Source organism: Pseudomonas sp. HMWF006, from assembly GCF_003061205.1.
Taxonomy (GTDB): domain Bacteria; phylum Pseudomonadota; class Gammaproteobacteria; order Pseudomonadales; family Pseudomonadaceae; genus Aquipseudomonas; species Aquipseudomonas monsensis.
This window is the reverse complement of the sequence record NZ_QAIU01000456.1, coordinates 6,152-24,121: the sequence shown is the minus strand read 5'-3', so window position 1 is coordinate 24,121 and position 17,970 is coordinate 6,152. Positions and strand designations below refer to the sequence as shown.

The following is a 17,970-nucleotide window of genomic DNA, read 5'->3' as shown; positions in this document are numbered from 1 at the left end:
CCTCTTCACGAAACAGCGGCATGTCGGCGCTGACGCCGGTAAAAATCGTCGGTTCGATGAAGTTGTCCGAGCCGTTGAAACGCCGTTGCTGACCGCCACAGACCAAGGTCGCCCCCGACTGGGTGGCACCGTGAATGGCGCGCAGGATGCTCGCCGTCTGCCGGTGATCGACGATGGCTCCGGCACGGCTTTGCGGGTCAAGTGGATCCCCCGGCAGCCAGCGCTCGGCCTGGGCTTTCAGGCGCTCGACAAACTCATCGTGAATAGCGCGTTCAACCAACAGACGCGAGTTGGCCGAACACACTTCACCCTGATTGAAAAAGATCCCGAACGCGGCTTTCTCCGCTGCCAGATCCAGATCGCGGCAATCGGCGAACACCAGGTTGGCACTCTTGCCGCCGCACTCCAGCCAGACCTGTTTGAGGTTGGACTGCGCCGAATACTGCATGAAATATTTGCCGACCTGCGTCGAGCCGGTGAACACCAGACAATCGACATCCGGGTGCAGGCCCAACGCCTTGCCGGTCTGTTCACCCAGCCCCGGCAACACGTTGAGCACACCTGCCGGCAGTCCGGCCTCCAGTGCCAGTTCGGCCAGACGCAACGCCGAAAACGGTGATTGCTCCGCCGGTTTGAGAATCACCGAATTGCCCGCCGCCAGCGCCGGCGCGAGTTTCCACGCGGCCATGTCCAGCGGAAAATTCCACGGTACCACCGCGGCGACCACCCCCAGTGCTTCACGGGTAATGGTCGCCAGCACGCTGGACGCGGCGGGGGCAATCTGATCGTAGAGTTTGTCGATGCTTTCGGCGTACCAGCGAAACACCCCGGCGGCGCCCGGCACGTCGATGGTGTAGGCATCCATCACCGGTTTGCCCATGTTCAGCGAATCGAGCAGGGCCAGTTCTTCGCGGTGGTTCAGCAGCAGATCGGCCAGTTTCAGAAGCACCTGTTTGCGCTCCGCCGGTGGGCGTTGTGACCAGGTACCGGCCTCGAACACCTGTCGTGCATTGCGCACCGCCGCATCGACATCCGCCTCGCCACAGGCCGCGACATTGGCCAGCAACTGCCCGGTAGCGGGATTCATCGCGGCGAAGGTCTGCCCCGATTGTGCGGCGCAGGGTTGGCCGTCGATCACGGCTTGATCGGGAAACTTCAATGCAACGGCGCGGCGCTGCCATTCTGCAAGCTCGAACACGTTCGGATGCTCCCTGGGCTTTAATTGTGCATTGATGGTCGCTCAGGGCGGTGCGGGCTAAAACCAGTAAAAATATCTTCGCAGGCAATAAAAACACTGGGCAATGACTTGCCCCAAACGCGGGCCAGATGGCTATGGTTGAAAGATAAATACATCGTCGCGCAGCGGACGTGGCGGCGCACAAATTGCTTGGAAGTCGAGTCCGCTCGTCCAGAGGTTTGCCGTGGCCGCCTACAATTTGCGTCAGCTCAAATACTTCATTACCACCGTCGAATGCGGCAGCGTTGCCGAGGCGTCGCGCAAGCTGTACATCGCCCAACCGGCCATTTCCACCGCGATCAAGGCACTGGAAGACAGCTTCGCCGTGCAACTGCTGATCCGCCATCACGCCCAGGGCGTGTCCCTGACGCCCAGCGGCGCACGCTTTCTGCGCAAGGCGCAGGAACTGCTGCGCATGGCCAAAGAGTTCGAACAGAACGCCCTGGCCGACAACGACATCGTCGCCGGGCAGATCGACATCGGCTGCTTCGAAACCGTCGCCCCGCTGTACCTGCCGCAATTGATCGCCGGGTTTTGCGCGCTGTATCCGGGGGTGAAAATCCGCATCCGCGACGGTGAACAACAGGAACTGGTGCAAGGCCTGACATCGGGTGCGTTCGATCTGGTCATCTTGTACGAACACGAACTGGACGCGACCATTCAGACCGAACCCCTGATGCCGGCGCAGCGCCCTTATGCACTGCTGCCGGCCGATCACCGCTTCGCCGAATACAAGCAAGTGTCGCTGCGGGATTTGTGTCTGGAGCCGATGATCCTGCTCGATGTGCAGCCGAGCCGGACATACTTCGTCAGCCTGTTCGAAGAACTCGGCCTGACCCCGCGCATCGAGTTCAGCTCACCGTCGATCGAAATGGTCCGCGGCATGGTCGGCCAGGGGTTCGGCTTCTCGGTGCTGGTGACGAAGCCGCACTCGGAGTGCACCTATGACGGCAAGAAAGTGGTGTGCGTCGACATTGTCGAAGATGTCACCGGTTCAGGCCTGGTAGCGGCGTGGCTCAAACGTGGGCAACTGACCAAGCCGGCGCAGTTGTTCGCCGATTATTGCCGCGAACAACTGACACGCAAGGCTGGCGCCTGCCCCGCACGGGCCATGGCGAACATTCAACTGCGGCGCTTGACCACACGCCGATGGCAATCGGCCGGGCCCAATACCTTGCCCGCCCTCGATCGCACCTCAATGATCTCGATCTGCTCAGCGTGCTCGTTGTCCAGCAGTATCGAATAGCTCTCGCCCTTGCTGAACAGGAAGCGCTCGCCCCACTGACGCATGCTGATCACGATCGGAAACACCGAACGCCCCATCTCGGTCAGCACATACTCCTTGTAGGCGGTGCCGTCGGATGCAGGCTGGACCTCGAAGACACCGAGCTCGACCAACCGTTTGAGTTTCACCGTGAGGACGTTTTTCGCCAGGCCCAGGCGCTTTTGAAATTCGCTGAAACGACGGACGTCATCGAAGGCGTCACGGATGATCATCAAAACCCAACGATCACCGATAGCTTCAAGCGTTCGGGCCACAGGGCATTCGCTTTGTGCCAGTAGCTGCTGCCTAGCCATGAGTCTCCAGTGTTGATTAATAAAGTGCGTCAGAACTGTTCTAACGTCAGAAGAAAATATTTTGAAAAACTAGTTGTAGATTAAAACCAGTTTTGATAAAAATCAACGCATCGGTTTTGTTTAAAAACCAGTTATTCCCAAGGATGGAATGATGATGCTGAACCCTCGAAAGCCTTCGATTATGGACGTCGAAGCCGAAAAATCAGCCGGTGGCGGCACTGTTCAGTCCCCTCAGGAGCATGCAACCACACCTGGCCTGAGTCGTTACCAGACATTTCTCTTTGCAATTACCTGCGCCATGGCCGTGGCAAACGTCTACTTCGCGCAACCACTGCTGGAGTCGATGGCAGCCAGTCTGTCGGTATCGCCCGGCACCATCGGTGTGGTGGTCACGGCCACTCAGGCCGGTTACGCAGTCGGTCTGTTGTTCATCGTCCCCTTGGGCGATCTGCTCAATCGCAAGGGACTGATCCTCACGCAGATGCTGCTGTCGGCCGCGGCATTGTGTGCCGTCGGACTGGCACAGGATTGGGGCATGCTGCTCGGCGCGATGGTGCTGGTCGGACTGATGGCGGTGGTCGTGCAAGTGGTGGTTGCCTACGCGGCGACACTGGCCAGTCCCGAACAACGCGGCGAAGCCATTGGCACGGTGACCAGTGGCGTCGTGCTGGGCATTTTGCTGGCGCGCTTCGTCTCTGGCGCGGTGGCCGATCTGGCGGGCTGGCGCGGGGTTTACTTTGTCTCGGCAGCCTTGATGATCAGCATGGCGCTGGTGCTCTATCGCACCATGCCGGCGTCGACCAAGCCACCGGCCAAAGGCAGTTATCTGCAGTTGCTGCGCTCGGTCTTGCAGTTGTATCTGACCGAACCGACGCTGCGCGTCAGGGGGACCTTCGCCCTGCTGATATTCGCTGCATTCAGCGTATTGTGGACCGCCATGGTCCTGCCGCTAAGTGCGCCGCCACTGTCACTTTCCCACACTCAGATTGGCTTGTTCGGTCTGGCAGGGGTTGCAGGCGCACTGGCCGCTGCACGGGCCGGCCGGTTGGCCGACCAGGGTTTGGGCAATCGCACCACAGGCATTGCGCTGGTGCTGTTGACCGTGTCCTGGTTACCCACCGCGTTTGTTGAAAGCTCATTGCTGGCCATGGTCATCGGTGTGGTCTTGCTGGACTTTGCAGTGCAGGCCGTGCACGTGACCAACCAGAGCCTGATTTTCGCCGCCCGGCCGGATGCGCAAAGCCGCCTGGTCGGCGCCTACATGACCTTCTACTCCGTGGGCAGCGGTCTCGGTGCCATTGCGGCAACTTACACTTACGCCCACTTTGGCTGGGTCGCTGTTTGCCTGTTGGGCGCAGCGTTCAGTGGTACAGCGTTGTTGTACTGGTTATATCTGCAAATGACATCTCGCTAACTTCCTGAGTATTTAAAATTGCTTTCCATGGCCTGCCGGGCTTTGGCGTGAAACTGTGTGCCTGCCACACGAACTTAAACAATTAAATGAGGCATGTATGGAAGGGTTTCACACACTAACCGTTACTTCTACTACAGCGAATAAAATTGAGTTTGAGTTACCAACCAACGCCCCGTTCACGGATATCGAATATGAACGTGACGGCAAGAACATCATCCCGCTGGGCTGTCGTATCGGGGCGTGCGGTGCTTGTTTGATCAGGATTACATCAGGTTTCGAGGCGGTAAGTCCTCGCGATGACGATGAAGAGACTTTTATCGAGGTGTTGGGTTACAGCGGTGAAGAATACCGGCTGGCCTGTCAGTGCCTGTTAAAAGGAAAAGTAGCCATTGAAATAATTGGCTAAGCGTTGGCGTTTAACTGCGGTTTCAATCAAAGCGTTTCAAATAAACTAAAAAGGACTTATTCATGCTTAACCGTGTAAAAAATGTTGGCTATGGTGATACCACCCCGTTCCTCAGCGCTGCCGGCTCGGCTGGCCTGCGTGCAGAGATCGACAAGATCATCGACGGCCAAGTAGAGCAATGGTTCGCCACCGTTCCTGAGGCCGCGCATCTGGAAGGCAAGGACGTTAACAGCGAGTACTACAAGCGCCACCTGATTGAAACCGCATGGCGCATCCGCCTGCTGCGGGTGGCTGAATCCAAGGCGCTGGCGGAAGTGGCCAAGATCAGCCCTGCAGCAGCACAGATCTGGGCTCACTACGAGCAAGAGGAAATGCTGCATGACGAACTGTTCATCGCCGACCTGACCCGCATCGGCGTCAGCCGTGAGGAGTTCCTCGCCACCGAACCGTACCTGGAGACCAAACTGCTGGTCGGTTTCTTTTCCTACCTGCTGGATCATGAAGGGCCGCTTGGCGTCGTCGCTTATTCCTACCTGGTTGAGTACGTCAACGTGAAACTCGAGCCCCGTAAACTTGAAGCGCTCAAATCCTCGGTGGGCGAAACCAACATCGCCGGTCAGGTATCCCACTCGCATACCGACATCAATGATGACCACCCGGGTGAAGTCTGGGCGGCCCTGCGCTTCCTGATCAAGGACGAGCAGGACATCGCAGCACTGAAAAAATACCTCGAGGAGCACCAGACGATTCTCGCGATGTTCTTCAACAAGCTGTACCTCAACACCCTGGCCAAGCCGCAAGACAAGGCTGCTTAAGCCATGGAGCAGGCAATGAATTCAAATCGACCCGGTGTTCTGATCCTGAGCCACTGCGGCTTTTCTTTCCTGGAAGACCTGAAGCAGGAGCTTCATCGACGAAAGCTCCGGTGTTTCGTGCTGTCTTCATTGCCGCTTCCAGAACATATACCGGAACGCCTGGAGCAGATTCATGCCTGGGCGGACCGGCTCTACACCACCGACTCCCACCAGTTGAAGCTGGAGGATGTGCAGACCGCCCTTGAGACTCTGCGCAAGTCTGGTGAACAGGTCAGTTGCTGCATCAGCGTGTGGGAAGGCTATCGCCACCTGATGGCTGCTGCCAACGCTTCGCTTGGCACTTACGACATGGACGCCGGGCAGGCATTGGCCCTGCGCAACAAGCTCAATGTCCGTAACCGACTGGCCGAAAAAGGCCTGTCGCACGCTAACGCCTATGCCCTGACCGAGTCCGTGCTGGAACGGCTCAAGGCGCAGGATCAGCGTTATTTCATCAAACCGGTTCATGGGATCGCCTCCTACGCAGCCTTTCCCATGCGCAAAGACACTACGTGGAATGCCCTTGAGGACCTGCGTCTGGCCTCGGCCGAAGACACGGTATATGCCTCGGCGTTCAACGATGGGCTGACGTTCATGGCCGAGGATTACATCGCCGGTCATGAATTCAGTTTCGAGACATTGCTGGTCGATGGTCAGGCGCATGTCGTGGCCATCCATGAGAAATACGAAGTGACCGAGACCGCCGCGACGGTGCTTGAAGACAGCTGCACCACGCCACCGGCCAGCCTTGATCAGGCGCAGATCGCCGCAGGGCTGCAATGGCTGAAGGATGTATTGGCTTGCATGGCGCTGAAGTGGGGTTGCTACCACGTGGAGGCACGCTTTTCGGGGCAGCACTGGGATCTGATCGAAATCAACCCGCGCGTCGGCGGCAGCCTGATCTCGCACAGCGTCGAAGCAGTAACCCACGGACACAGCATGCTTTCACTGTGGCTCGACCTGCTGCTCGCCAGCCAGGACGACACTGCGCTGCGCGAAGATCTTGTGCGGCATCTGGCGCAGTTCGAGTGGCAGGCGGACGGTACCAGTGCACAGTCCGTAGCAACGTTCTTTCGGGTGTACTTCGCCGAGCCGGGAACCTTGAGTTCAGTGACGCTTAACCCATTGCCGCTGGCCCCGGTGGTGCAGCACGTGCTGCTCAAGGCCGGCGATGTGATTCCAGCGCACGCCCGTGAAGTGTTCCTCGGGCAATTGTTGTGGACGTTCGAGCGCGCCAACCGCGCAACCGAGCTTGAACGTCTGGCCACTATCAGCGCGACCGCGCTGGATATCCGCTATCAGCCCGACAGCCATTAATAACAACCCTGGCGATCGCCTGAACAAGACTGCTGCCGATGACTACCCCCACGGATGAGGAAGAAACAAACATGCCGTTGCGAGCGCCTGTATTACTGATAGTGGACTACAACCTGAGCCGGATCGGCGATGTGCTGCACCTGCGAGACTACGCCCGCCAACAGTGGGGCGCGCAGACCTGGCTGATCAGAGCCAACCCTCAGGACCATGACCGGACCATCAGCGATCGTGTGTTCGATGCCGATCCGCTGCACCCCGACTTCGTCGATCAGGCACTGAATCTGCTGGGCGACGATGCGGGCCGGATCAGCGCCGGGCTGGTCTTTTCCGACAACGCGGTCGCCAGTGGCGCGGCGCTGCTGGAGCGCCTCGGCTTGCCGGTAGACGATGCCGCAATGGCCCTGGCGGCCTTTGACAAACTGGCGTACCGCACCGCCGAAGATCGCGTCCGTACGCAGTTGAACCAGTTGGGGGTGACACTGCCGGATTTCGTACGGATCGACGGTTTGCACGACGTACGCAATTTTGCAGCGCGTCAGCAAGGCAGCTTCGTGATAAAGCCTGCGTGTGAGGGCAACAATCGCGGTGTGGTGGTGGTTTCAGCGGGTGGCGACTGTGAGCAGGCGTTCACGGAAGTCGCACCTTATCTGGACGGCGGTGTGCTGGCCGAAGCTTTCATCACATTCACCCGCGAGTTCTCTTATGACGGCTTGGGCAAACTGTGGTTTGTCACTGAAAAAGTCAGTGCCAGCGGGCGCTATCCGGTTGAGGTCGCGCAAATTCTGCCGGCGCGCCTCAGTGAACAGGAGCGACTGGCCATTCGCAATGCCGGCGAGCAGGTCAACCGCCTGGTCGGCCAACGCATCGGGCCGTTTCACAACGAGATCAAACTCAGCGACAGCGGCGACCAGACAGCGGTGATTGAGCCAAACCGGCGTCCTGGCGGCATGAAGATCTGGACCCTGGCGCACGCCGTCCATGGGCTTGACCTGTACGCGGCATGGGTTGACTCGGTATTCGCCGGGCCTGTGCCGGAAGAACTGCCTGCCGCCACCTGCAGCGCCGCGACGGTGATGTTCGGTGTGCCGCACGATGTGACGATCGACGTGACCACGCTAGGCGATGTACAGGTGCTGGTCCGCGACACACTGACACGGGCGGCAGAGGAACTGGCGCTGTCCAGAGACGACATCGCCCTGCTCGAAAGCACCTGGATCGCCGGCGAGCCACGGTTGATCCATGCCATCCCCCGAGACAACAGCGACTTCGTCGCCCAGGCCTGTGTCGCGCTGCACGCCCCATCGGTTGATATCCGCGATCTGGTGCGGGTGCTGCGCGAGCAATGGTTGTTGGTTCTGGAGCGCTGCCTGGCGCCCGAGTTGCTGTTGAAAGTTGCGTCCTGATCCCTGCCCTTTTCGCTGCGAGACCGTTTGCATGAAAATTCTCATTCTTCACCGGGTGCCCTACCCGCGCATCGAGTACCACCGTGGCATCAATCATGACCTGCACGATGTCACTTATCTGGGCAAACAAGCGGCGATCGATACGCTGCCGAGCGACCTGCGCTGCCAGCGCGTGATTCGCCCGGGAGAGGCCAGTGCCTGCGAAGAGGCCCTGCAATGGCTGGCGCAGTTTCCACAGTCATTTGACCGGATCATCTCGATGTCCGAGTACGAATTGCTCGACGCGGCACGCTTGCGCGAGGCGCTGAACGTCGAAGGCGCGTCGCTGGCGGCGGTGAATCTGGCGCGCAACAAGCTGGACATGAAGGCCGCCGTTGCAGCGGGAAATCTGCGGGTGCCGCAGTTCATGCCGCTTGATCGCTACCTGGCGCTCAACGGCCAGGTGCCGTGGCAGGGAGCCACCGTGCTCAAGCCGCACAGCGGCGCGTCGAGCATGGACGTCAGCATCCATCAGCAGCCTGCACGCGCATTTGACGAGATCAGTCGCAAGATCAGCGATCTGTCCCTGAACATTGATGAATTTCAGGTTGAAGAATTTATCAGCGGGCCCATCCGCCACTTCGATGGGCTGGTTCAGGACGGGCGAATTCTCACCATGCTCTCGAGCCAATATGTCGGCACCTGCCTGGATTACATGGAGCGCGGCCATCCATTGGGCTCGTGGCACCTGGAAACCACCACGCCGATGCAAATGTGGGTCAGTGCCGTTCTGGATGCGGTGCAGATCCGCAACGGCGCCTTCCATCTCGAGGCCATCATGGAGGGGGACGACCCGGTATTCCTCGAAGTCGGCAACCGCGTCGGCGGCGCCGATGTAGTCGCGACTTACGAGCTGGCGACCGGTATCCACCTGCCATCGCTGGAGCTGCGCATTCATGTCGAAGGACTGGTGGACAAACTCCCGCTCAGCGCACAGCAGCCGGATCTGGGTTATGGCTGGTTTGTGTTCCCCGGGCACACCCACCACCAGCGCATTTATCAAGGTCTGGAAGGCGCGGAGGACTTTCGCGCCAGCCCATTGGTTGTGCAATGGAACGAGCTGCAGACCGGTGCGCTGTTACCGGGCCATGTGACCTATTCGGCGTTCGAAGCCCCTCTGGCAGGTATCGTCAAGACCGCAGACCCGCTACAGACCAAGGCCTGGATGCAAACTCTGTTTTCCCGGGTGTACCTCGCAGAAAACCTGACATCGGTCGCATGATCCGGCCCATCCTCATGAAGGCGACTCAACAATGAAACCACTGCACGTAGTATTGGCTGTACTGATAACGGCAATCTGGGGTGTCAACTTCTCGGTGATCAAACTGGGACTGGCCACCGTCGATCCGTTCATTCTCGCGGGCATCCGCTTCAGTCTCTGTGCGTTACCGGCGATCTTTTTCATTCGCAAACCAAACGTGCCATGGCGCTACATCATCGGTTACGGGCTGGTGTTCGGCATCGGCCTGTGGGGCATCGTCAACCTGGGCATCAAGGCCGGGCTCTCGGCGGGCATCGCGTCGCTGGTGCTGCAATTCAGCGCGTTCTTCACGATCCTGCTCGGCGGCTGGGTGTTCAAGGAAGCCCTCACCCGCTTTCAGGTACTGGGCATGTTGATCGCACTGGGCGGATTGCTGTGCATCATCATGATCAGCGATGGCACGGTCAGTCTGCCCGGGGTATTGCTGGTGCTGGTGGGTGCGGCCTCCTGGAGCGTCGCCAATATCATCAACAAGAAGGCCAGCACCAAGGAGGTCTTCGGGTTTCTGGTCTGGTCCAGTGCCTTTGCACCGATCCCGCTGTTCGCACTCGACTACGCGGTGAACGGCAGCGCCGGCTACACCACGTTCGTCAACCAGGTCGATGCAACCGCCGTGTTGTCGATCCTGTTTCAGGTCTACCCGAACACGCTGTTCGCTTACTGGATCTGGAACTCGCTGCTCAAAACCTACCCGGTTTCGACGGTCGCGCCCCTGTCGTTGCTGGTGCCGATTTTCGGCATGCTCGGTTCGGTACTGATCTTTCACGAGAGCGTACCGGCGAGTAAGGTCATGGCAGTGGTGCTGATCGTGCTCGGTCTGGCCGTCGGCCTCTATGGACAGCGAATTTTCAATACTGTGTTTGCGCGTTCTGCGCGCACTTCAATATGAATCGATAGGGAATGGGTATGAGTCTGGGAAGACGTGAGTTCGTGGGGGCCGCCATGGGGGCGACCCTGGTGGGAGGCAGCATGATGGCAGGCGTGGCAGGAGGGGCACAGGCGAGTAACCAGCCTGCTCCGGATAACGTAGTAACAGCACTGAACCCCAATGATTGGGCATCCGTGCGGGCGCAGTTCAATCTGGCGCCGGAATTCGTGCACATTTCCAACTTCTTTCTTGCCTCAAACCCCAGGCCTGTGCGCGAGGCTATGGCTCGCCACCGGCAGGCGTTCGACGAAAACCCGTACACCTATCTCGAAGACAACATGTTCGCCTCACCGCAGGACATGGTCTGGCGCAAGGTCTGCGCTGCGGCTGCCGACTATACCGGCGGACGTGCCGAGGACATCGCCCTGACCACCAGCACCACGCAGGGCCTGTCGATGGTCTACAACGGCCTGAAGCTTGCACCCCACCAGGAAATCCTGACCACCAACCACGAGTGGTACACCCACGACGAGGCGATGCGTCTGGCGGTAGTCAAGTGGGGCGGCAGCATTCGCCGAATCGACCTCTACCAGGGGCCGGACGATGTCAGCGTCGACGCGATCGTCGCGCGCATTGAAAAGGCCATCAAGCCGCACACGCGCATTCTGGCGATGACCTGGGTGCATTCCGGCACCGGCGTACGGTTGCCGGCTCGGGAAATTGGCGAACTGGTGGCGCGGGTCAATCGCGATCGGGCCGAGGCGGACAGAATCATCTACGTGATCGACGGTGTACATGGCTTCGGCTGCTCCGAGGCGCAAGTGGCGAGCCTGGGTTGCGATTTTTTCAGCGCCGGCACGCATAAATGGATACTCGGGCCGCACGGTACCGGCCTGGTCTGGGCGCGTGAAGGTCAATGGGCACACATCACGCCGACCATTCCCACGATCATGGCCGCAGAACCCGCCAACGCTTGGCGCGAGCAACGCGATCCACAGGGGCAGACGCAGGCAGCCTGGGTCAGTCCCGGCGGTTTCCTTGCGTTTGAAAACCAGTGGGCGATGATCGAGGCGTTCAAGTTCATCCAGCAGATCGGGCGCAAGCGCATTGCCGATCGCATCGCGCAACTCAATGGCCAGTTGAAGGAAGGCCTGGCGAAGCTGCCCAACGTGTATTTGCACACACCACGCTCTGCACAGTTCTCCGCAGGTTTTGTCTGCTGCGATGTCAAGGATCGCAGCCCCAAGGAGATCGTCGCCAGGCTCAAGGAACAGAAGATCATTGCCAGTGCCACGCCTTATCGGCATTCGACGGTGCGCTTCTCGGCCGGGATCATCAACTCGCCCGAAGACATCGAAAAAACCCTCAAAGTGATGCGCACTCTGGTCTGACACCCGCTCGAACCGACATCGGTTGCCCGCACTGGCTCAACGCCGGTGCGGGCGCCGACGTTCGCCATTCAATTGAAGAATCGCCGCGTGCCCAAGGGCAAGGATCGATTACATGAACGAAAAATCCGCCGTCTCCCGCAACGCTGCAAAAGAACTGGTCATGTTCCTGTTCTGCTCGACGGTTTATCGGTTGTTTTCCGGTGCACTGATGGTCTCGCTGACCTGGACCATCCTCAACCAGGACGAAGGCGGATACCTGCCTTTGGCGCTGGCGATTTTCTGCTCGTTCATTCCGGCGTTCATCACGCCAGCGATGATCAAGCGACTGTCGCTGCGTATGAACGGACGGCAGATGAGCAGCTGGTTTGTGCTGGGGCTGGCCGGTCTGGCCCTGATATCGGGCGTGTCGCGGGATTTCACCCTCGGCCTGCTGATCACCAATCTGTTTGCCTGGCTGATGATCATGTCGCTGGAGGCCAGCCTGGATATGTGGTTCGCCCAGATTCAAAGGGGCATGGATGAAACCAGAGTGCGGCGGATCAGCGGTGCGACCACGGCGACCAGTCAGGCCGCACTGATGACCGGACCTTTACTGGCGGCAGGTTTGATGCCGATTCTGAGCGGCATGGGTTTCTCGCTGGTGCTCAGCGCCGGCTTCTTTATAGTCGCCGCGATTTGCTTTACCCGTCACAGTCAGCCCTCGGCGGTGCAGACCACTGTCGAAGTCACAGCTGCGACCAGACTGCCACTGACGCTGTTTGTGCCGATGGTACTGATCTGGCCAATCCTCGGGGCATTCAATTTCATGCTGCCGGTGTATGTGGCGAGCCACGGCTGGGCCCTGTTTGAACTGGGCGTGCTCGATGCCGTGTTCGGTCTGGGCATGGCGCTGATCGGCGTGCTGGTGATCATCGCCAATACCGGACGTAATCTGACGGCCTATCTGTCAGGCCTGATTGCACTGGCGCTGATCGCCACATTGATGTGGTTGCTGATGCCGGACAATCTGCTTCTCAAGGCACTGAGCCTGCTGATCCTGGGCATGGCGTTCGGTGGGGCGCGGGTGCATATCCGCGTCGCCATTGCCTGCCGCTACAGCGAGGCCGCGGTGGGGTTGTATGTCAGCCGGGCGAATGCCCTGGCGACGCCGGTTCTGCTGCTGATCCTCAGCCTGCAACTGGCCATGATCGACAATGCCTGGCTGCTCCCGTTCCTGCTGGTGACACTGAGCGTCGCGCTGCTGTTGCAGACCTCGGCTACACGTTTCGCCCGAGGACCTTCGAGCACCGCGGCCGTGGGCGCCTGAGGCGGCGAACCGTGTTGGCGCAGCCCCGGCTCAAGTGCCCCGGGGTTTCGCCCGCGCGGTGGCCTCGGCCACCAACGGATCATCCGGCCAATAGTGCTTCGGATACCGCCCCTTCAAATCCTTCTTCACTTCGGCGTACGTGCTGCGCCAGAAATTCGCCAGATCCTGTGTCACCTGCACCGGCCGCCGCGCCGGCGACAACAGGTGCAACTTGACCACTTGCCGCCCGCCGGCAATTCGCGGCGTCTCGGCAAGGCCGAACAGCTCCTGCAAACGCACGGCAAGAATCGGCGGTGACTCGCTGTAATCCAGGCGTACCGACGATCCCGACGGCACGCTGAGGTGATGTGGCGCCAGCTCATCAAGCTTCTGCGGCAACGGCCACGGCAGCAGATTGCGCACGATGCTCGACAGGTCCAGATTGGCGAAATGACTGAGCCGCGAGACCTTGCCCAAGTAAGGCATTAACCAATGCTCCAGCGTGTTCAGCAACGTCGCATCGCTGACATCCGGCCATTGGCTTTCGGCCTGAGCGTCGAGGTCCAATTGCCGCAGCAAAGCGACCCGCGCCTGCCACTGACGCAGCTCCGGCGTCCACGGCAGCAGCTCCAGACCTTTGCGTCGCACCAGATTGACCAGCGCCTGACTGCGCGCCGCTTCGTCGAGACCGGTCAACGGTTCACGGCTGAGGATCAGTTCGCCGACCTTGCGCTGGCGCTCGGCGCGCAACACACCTTCGCGCTCGTCCCAGTCCAGTTGATCGACACAGCTCACCTGTTCGGCCAACACTGAGTCGAACAGCGCCGGATCGAAATCAGCCGCCAGATAAATCCGTTCCTCGCGCTGGCCCTGTCGGCTGCCGAGGTCGGCAATCACAATCCACGACTCCTTCATCAGGCTGTCGGCTTCGGCGAACAGCGCAGCGCGTCCATTGGCCAGACGATATTCCGCGCCACCGGCGCGACGCTGTTGGGCGACGCGGTCCGGGTAGGCCAGCGCCAGCAGCGCACCGAGCCAGCGCGGATGATCAGGATCGCTGACCGGCGCGCTGACCTTGCCGCGCAAGTAACCACGATATTGTCGCGCCAGTTGCCGCGCACGTTGCACGCCCCCCTGAGCACCGCGCGCCGCGCGCTCCTCACCGCAGAGCAGGAGCAATCGGCTGTGCAGATCCGCGCCGGCCCCCCGCAGAATATCGCGCTCGCCGAGCAGTGCCGCGACGTCGCACGCCATGTTCGCCAGCCCCAGCGCCTGACCGCGCAGCAACAGATGGGCGATGCGCGGATGTGCCGGCAGCTCGGCCATGGCCTGACCGTGGGCAGTCAGCGCTTTATCTTCAAGTGCACCCAAGCGCTGCAACAGATCCTGCGCCTGGGCATACGCTGCCGCCGGCGGAACATCCAGCCAGACCAGTTCGCCCGGGGTCACGCCCCAGCGACCAAGCTGCAGGGCAAGGCTGGCCAGATCCGCCGAGAGGATTTCCGCACTGCCGTAAGCGGCGAGTTGCTCGTGCTGATCCTGCGACCACAAGCGATAACACACCCCCGGCTCCAGACGCCCCGCCCGTCCTGCGCGCTGTGTGGCACTGGCCTTGGAAATGCGCTGCGTGTCGAGTCGGGTCATGCCGCTGCCGGGATCGAAACGCGGCACCCGCGCCAGCCCGGCATCAATCACCACGCGCACGCCATTGATGGTCAGACTGGTCTCGGCGATGTTGGTCGCCAGCACCACTTTGCGCTTGCCCGCCGGGGCCGGGTCGATGGCGGCGCGCTGGGCATTCAGGTCCAGTTCACCGTGCAACGGGCACAGCAAAACATCGCTGCGCTCGCCAATGGCATCACTCAACTGCTGATGCACGCGACGGATTTCCGCCTGCCCCGGAAGGAACACCAGCAGGCTGCCGGTCTCATCGTGCAGGGCTTCGAGGACGGTCTGGGTCACGCGCTGGTCGATGTATTCGCCGGGCTGGAACGGCCGCCCCCAGCGCATGGTCACCGGGAACATGCGCCCTTCACTGCGCAGGATCGGCGCGTCATCGAGCAACCCGGACAGGCGCTCGCCCTCCAGCGTGGCGGACATCAGCAAAATCTTCAGCGGCTGTTCAGCTCGGAACAGTTCGCGGCCGTTCAAACTCAGGGCCAATGCCAGATCGGCATCGAGGCTGCGTTCGTGGAACTCGTCGAAGATCAGCAGGCCCACGCCTTCCAGTGCCGGATCGTCCTGCAGGCGCCGGGTGAGAATGCCTTCGGTGACCACTTCGATACGGGTGTCGGGGCCGACCTTACTGTCGAGGCGGATGCGATAACCGACGGTTTCACCGACCTTCTCGCCCAGTTCGCTGGCCAGTCTTTCAGCCGCCGCACGCGCGGCGAGACGGCGCGGTTCGAGCATGAGAATGGTCTGCCCGGCCAGCCACGCCTCATTGAGCAACGCCAAGGGCACGCGGGTGGTTTTACCGGCGCCGGGCGGTGCTTCGAGCACCGCTTCGTGGCGTGTCGCCAAGGCTTCACGCAGGGCGGGTAAAACTTCATCAATCGGCAAAGAAATCATGCTGGCTCCCAAACAGAGGCGCGAGTATAACGGCGAACTGCGAGGTGTTCGTCAGGGTCTTAACTTCACAAGACGAAGCTTCGTTAACAGATGACTCAGGAGATTTTCCATGCGCTTACCTTCTCGCCTGATCGGCGGTGTACTGGTCGCCACCCTGCTCACCCAAATCACCGCTTGCGGATCGATTTTCTACCCGGACCGTCGCGGCCAGATCGACGGCAAGATTGACCCGGCGATTGCCGTGCTCGACGCCTTGGGTCTGCTGATCTACGTCATTCCCGGCCTGATCGCGTTCGCGGTCGACTTCACCACCGGCGCGATCTATTTCGAACCAGGCCACACGGCCCAGGTCGATCCGGCCAAGTTGAAACAAGCCATTGGCCCGGACGGTCAGGTCAATAACCTCAAGTTGCAGGCTATTCTCGAAACTGAACTGGGCCGCCACTTGCCGCTGGACGATCCACGGCTGATCCAGCACAAGGGCAGCACGCAGCAACTGGCGATGTTGGGCCTGCAACCTGCCGCCTAATCCACAAGGAACCTCTGCACTCATGACCTCCAGCCCCGAACACGCCCGCCTGCTGCGGTTGGCAACCCGCGCCTCGGTGGCGGTGGCCTGCACGCTGATCATCGCCAAAGCCATCGCCTGGTGGCTCAGCGGATCGGTGAGCATGCTCGCCGGCCTCACCGACTCGGCGCTGGATGGCGTCACCTCGCTGCTCAATCTGCTGGCGGTGCATTACGCGCTGCGCCCGGCCGATGACGATCACCGTTACGGCCACGGCAAGGCCGAATCGCTGGCGGGCATGGCGCAGGCACTGTTCATCGGCGGCAGTGCGGTGTTGATCGCCTTTCAAGCCTACGAGCGGATCAAGCAACCGGAGCCACTGGGCGCACCGTGGCTGAGCATCGGCGTGATCGTATTCTCGCTGTTGCTGACTGCCGCATTGCTGACGCTGCAACATCGGGTGATCAAGGAGACCGGCTCCAACGCCGTGCGCGCCGACTCGCTGCACTACCGCTCGGACCTGTTGCTCAACGGCAGCATTCTGCTCGCGCTGATCCTCGCCGGCATGGGCTTTCATCAACTGGATGCGTGGTTCGGTCTGGGGATTGCCGCGTACATTTTGTGGAGTGCGATCCAGATCGCCCGGGAAAGTTTTTCGGTGCTGATGGATGAAGAGCTGCCGACGGATGTCAGCCAACACATGCTCGAACTGGCCTGCGGCGTACCCGGCGTGTTGGGCGCGCATGACTTGCGCACGCGGATTTCGGGCAACCACTGGTTCGTGCAGTTGCACCTGGAGTTGCCGGGGGAGCTGACGTTGTCAGTGGCCCACGGCATCAGCGATCAGGCGGCCGATGCAATTCACGCCGCCTACCCGCGAGCCGAGGTGCTGGTGCACGCTGACCCGATAAAAGCAGCTTCAAGCCACGAGCCGCAAGCTTCAAGCTTGTAGCTGGAAACTTGCAGCTCGTAGCTGCTCTTACTGGACCTGATAACCGCGACTGCTCAGGCAATTGCCCTGAGCCTGGCGGTAAGCCTGCACCACTTCAGGCGCCGGTTGGTACGTCGCGGTACGCGGATCGAAACCGCTTTGCTGCACCGCGTACTGGTAGCACTGGTAGCCGTCCTGCTGCACCTGTTCCGGTGACTGACCATTGGCCGGATAGGCCTCGACGTCATACCCCTGGGATTGCGGCTGCGGTGGTTGCTGCACCGGCGGCTCGACCACCACGTAATCCTGACTGGCTTCCTCATACGCATAGTAGGAACCGGCCGCGAGGAACAGCAGCGCACCGCCGATCCACACTTCACGGGCGTAGTCCGGCAGATAGTGGGTGCGGATCCCTCGCGGCGGCTGCACGACGATGTAGCGCGGGCCTTGCGGGCGATACCAGTAGCCGCCGGAATAGAAGTAATCCTGACCGCGATACGGCACGCGGAATTCGCGATCCGGGAAGCGGTCGATCACATGCCCCGGGCGGTATTGCGGACCTGGGCCCCAACCGTTGCCATGCCCGTCCGGACGGCCGGGCCAGCGATTATCGTTGCCCCGGTTGCCGGTTTGCCATTGCTGGTTGTGGTAACCATTTTGCGGACGCTCGTCGCGGTAGTAACCCTGACGTGGCTCCTGGGTCTGGCGCACAGTGTCGGGCCGTGGCTGGATCGGCAGCGTGTTCGACGGCGGCGGTGGCGCCTGATGCACCGGAGCCGGCTGATTGGGCGCACGGTTCTGGTTCTGCCACTGACCATTGTTGCGCTGCTGGCCGTTGTGTTCGAACTGGCGGCTGTTATCGCCCCGAATGATTTCGTTGTTCTGCGGCCGCGGCTGGTTTTGCGGC

15 protein-coding genes and 1 pseudogene are annotated in these 17,970 nt (G+C 60.7%); 12 read left to right on the top strand and 4 right to left on the bottom strand.

Going from position 1 to position 17,970, the window contains the following annotated elements:
- Nucleotides 1-1,198, bottom strand: a 1,198-nt coding sequence (locus tag DBR24_RS19760; RefSeq protein WP_371921333.1) for an aldehyde dehydrogenase family protein, incomplete at its 3' end; no start/stop codon positions are given.
- A 223-nt stretch (nucleotides 1,199-1,421) separates the two neighbouring features.
- Between DBR24_RS19760 and DBR24_RS19755 the strand changes: the two are divergent.
- Nucleotides 1,422-2,327, top strand: a pseudogene (locus DBR24_RS19755) (LysR family transcriptional regulator); the annotation flags it as partial.
- Nucleotides 2,328-2,359: 32 nt separating this feature from the next.
- Here the strand turns inward: DBR24_RS19755 and DBR24_RS19750 are convergent.
- Complete coding sequence (locus DBR24_RS19750; RefSeq protein ID WP_123463893.1) at nucleotides 2,360-2,815, bottom strand: helix-turn-helix domain-containing protein; 456 nt, start codon at nucleotides 2,813-2,815, stop codon at nucleotides 2,360-2,362.
- Between the two features lie 154 nt (nucleotides 2,816-2,969).
- Between DBR24_RS19750 and DBR24_RS19745 the strand changes: the two genes are divergently transcribed.
- The 9 genes from DBR24_RS19745 to DBR24_RS19705 all read left to right on the top strand — a co-directional run bounded on the left by DBR24_RS19745 (nucleotide 2,970) and on the right by DBR24_RS19705 (nucleotide 13,074).
- On the top strand, nucleotides 2,970-4,229 hold the full coding sequence (locus DBR24_RS19745; RefSeq protein WP_256591663.1) for an MFS transporter: 1,260 nt from the start codon (nucleotides 2,970-2,972) through the stop codon (nucleotides 4,227-4,229).
- Nucleotides 4,230-4,326: 97 nt separating this feature from the next.
- Nucleotides 4,327-4,635, top strand: a complete 309-nt coding sequence (locus DBR24_RS19740; RefSeq protein WP_128615589.1) for a 2Fe-2S iron-sulfur cluster-binding protein — start codon at nucleotides 4,327-4,329, stop codon at nucleotides 4,633-4,635.
- Between the two features lie 62 nt (nucleotides 4,636-4,697).
- Entirely contained in the window at nucleotides 4,698-5,450 is a 753-nt protein-coding gene (locus tag DBR24_RS19735) for a hypothetical protein (protein ID WP_123463887.1), read from the top strand.
- A 129-nt stretch (nucleotides 5,451-5,579) separates the two neighbouring features.
- Entirely contained in the window at nucleotides 5,580-6,806 is a 1,227-nt protein-coding gene (locus DBR24_RS19730) for an acetyl-CoA carboxylase biotin carboxylase subunit family protein (RefSeq protein WP_256591662.1), read from the top strand.
- Nucleotides 6,807-6,877: 71 nt separating this feature from the next.
- The gene (locus DBR24_RS19725) at nucleotides 6,878-8,209 is read left to right on the top strand and encodes an acetyl-CoA carboxylase biotin carboxylase subunit family protein (protein ID WP_128615587.1); all 1,332 of its coding nucleotides are present in this window, start codon (nucleotides 6,878-6,880) and stop codon (nucleotides 8,207-8,209) included.
- A 31-nt stretch (nucleotides 8,210-8,240) separates the two neighbouring features.
- Nucleotides 8,241-9,470 (top strand): acetyl-CoA carboxylase biotin carboxylase subunit family protein, encoded by a 1,230-nt coding sequence (locus DBR24_RS19720; RefSeq protein ID WP_128615586.1) that lies wholly within the window; start codon nucleotides 8,241-8,243, stop codon nucleotides 9,468-9,470.
- 31 nt (nucleotides 9,471-9,501) lie between these two features.
- Nucleotides 9,502-10,398, top strand: a complete 897-nt coding sequence (locus DBR24_RS19715) for an EamA family transporter (RefSeq protein WP_123463880.1) — start codon at nucleotides 9,502-9,504, stop codon at nucleotides 10,396-10,398.
- A gap of 17 nt (nucleotides 10,399-10,415) precedes the next feature.
- Nucleotides 10,416-11,768, top strand: a complete 1,353-nt coding sequence (locus DBR24_RS19710; protein WP_225931037.1) for an aminotransferase class V-fold PLP-dependent enzyme — start codon at nucleotides 10,416-10,418, stop codon at nucleotides 11,766-11,768.
- 112 nt (nucleotides 11,769-11,880) lie between these two features.
- Nucleotides 11,881-13,074, top strand: coding sequence for a hypothetical protein (locus DBR24_RS19705; protein ID WP_128615585.1), 1,194 nt, complete (start codon nucleotides 11,881-11,883; stop codon nucleotides 13,072-13,074).
- Nucleotides 13,075-13,104: 30 nt separating this feature from the next.
- Here the strand turns inward: DBR24_RS19705 and hrpB are convergent, their stop codons facing one another.
- Nucleotides 13,105-15,624, bottom strand: a complete 2,520-nt coding sequence (hrpB, locus tag DBR24_RS19700) for an ATP-dependent helicase HrpB (RefSeq protein ID WP_128615584.1) — start codon at nucleotides 15,622-15,624, stop codon at nucleotides 13,105-13,107.
- Nucleotides 15,625-15,733: 109 nt separating this feature from the next.
- Here hrpB and DBR24_RS19695 point away from each other — a divergent pair, with 109 nt between their 5' ends.
- Both DBR24_RS19695 and DBR24_RS19690 read left to right on the top strand, forming a co-directional pair.
- A complete protein-coding gene (locus tag DBR24_RS19695; RefSeq protein ID WP_128615583.1) occupies nucleotides 15,734-16,153 on the top strand; it encodes a polyribonucleotide nucleotidyltransferase in 420 nt (139 codons plus the stop codon).
- A 22-nt stretch (nucleotides 16,154-16,175) separates the two neighbouring features.
- Nucleotides 16,176-17,084: a cation diffusion facilitator family transporter gene (locus DBR24_RS19690; protein WP_128615582.1), complete on the top strand. Its 909-nt coding sequence runs from the start codon at nucleotides 16,176-16,178 to the stop codon at nucleotides 17,082-17,084.
- A gap of 27 nt (nucleotides 17,085-17,111) precedes the next feature.
- On the opposite strand, the gene DBR24_RS19685 is transcribed toward DBR24_RS19690, so the two are convergent.
- Nucleotides 17,112-17,970, bottom strand: an 859-nt coding sequence (locus tag DBR24_RS19685; protein WP_256591660.1) for a DUF6515 family protein, incomplete at its 5' end; no start/stop codon positions are given.

Coding starts and splice junctions, on each gene's coding strand:
- DBR24_RS19690 (WP_128615582.1), top strand. CDS start 16,176: ATGACCTCCAGCCCCGAACACGCCCGCCTGCTGCGGTTGGCAACCCGC.
- DBR24_RS19750 (WP_123463893.1), bottom strand. CDS start 2,815: ATGGCTAGGCAGCAGCTACTGGCACAAAGCGAATGCCCTGTGGCCCGA.
- DBR24_RS19695 (WP_128615583.1), top strand. CDS start 15,734: ATGCGCTTACCTTCTCGCCTGATCGGCGGTGTACTGGTCGCCACCCTG.
- DBR24_RS19740 (WP_128615589.1), top strand. CDS start 4,327: ATGGAAGGGTTTCACACACTAACCGTTACTTCTACTACAGCGAATAAA.
- DBR24_RS19735 (WP_123463887.1), top strand. CDS start 4,698: ATGCTTAACCGTGTAAAAAATGTTGGCTATGGTGATACCACCCCGTTC.
- DBR24_RS19720 (WP_128615586.1), top strand. CDS start 8,241: ATGAAAATTCTCATTCTTCACCGGGTGCCCTACCCGCGCATCGAGTAC.
- DBR24_RS19715 (WP_123463880.1), top strand. CDS start 9,502: ATGAAACCACTGCACGTAGTATTGGCTGTACTGATAACGGCAATCTGG.
- DBR24_RS19725 (WP_128615587.1), top strand. CDS start 6,878: ATGCCGTTGCGAGCGCCTGTATTACTGATAGTGGACTACAACCTGAGC.
- DBR24_RS19705 (WP_128615585.1), top strand. CDS start 11,881: ATGAACGAAAAATCCGCCGTCTCCCGCAACGCTGCAAAAGAACTGGTC.
- DBR24_RS19745 (WP_256591663.1), top strand. CDS start 2,970: ATGCTGAACCCTCGAAAGCCTTCGATTATGGACGTCGAAGCCGAAAAA.
- hrpB (WP_128615584.1), bottom strand. CDS start 15,624: ATGATTTCTTTGCCGATTGATGAAGTTTTACCCGCCCTGCGTGAAGCC.
- DBR24_RS19710 (WP_225931037.1), top strand. CDS start 10,416: ATGAGTCTGGGAAGACGTGAGTTCGTGGGGGCCGCCATGGGGGCGACC.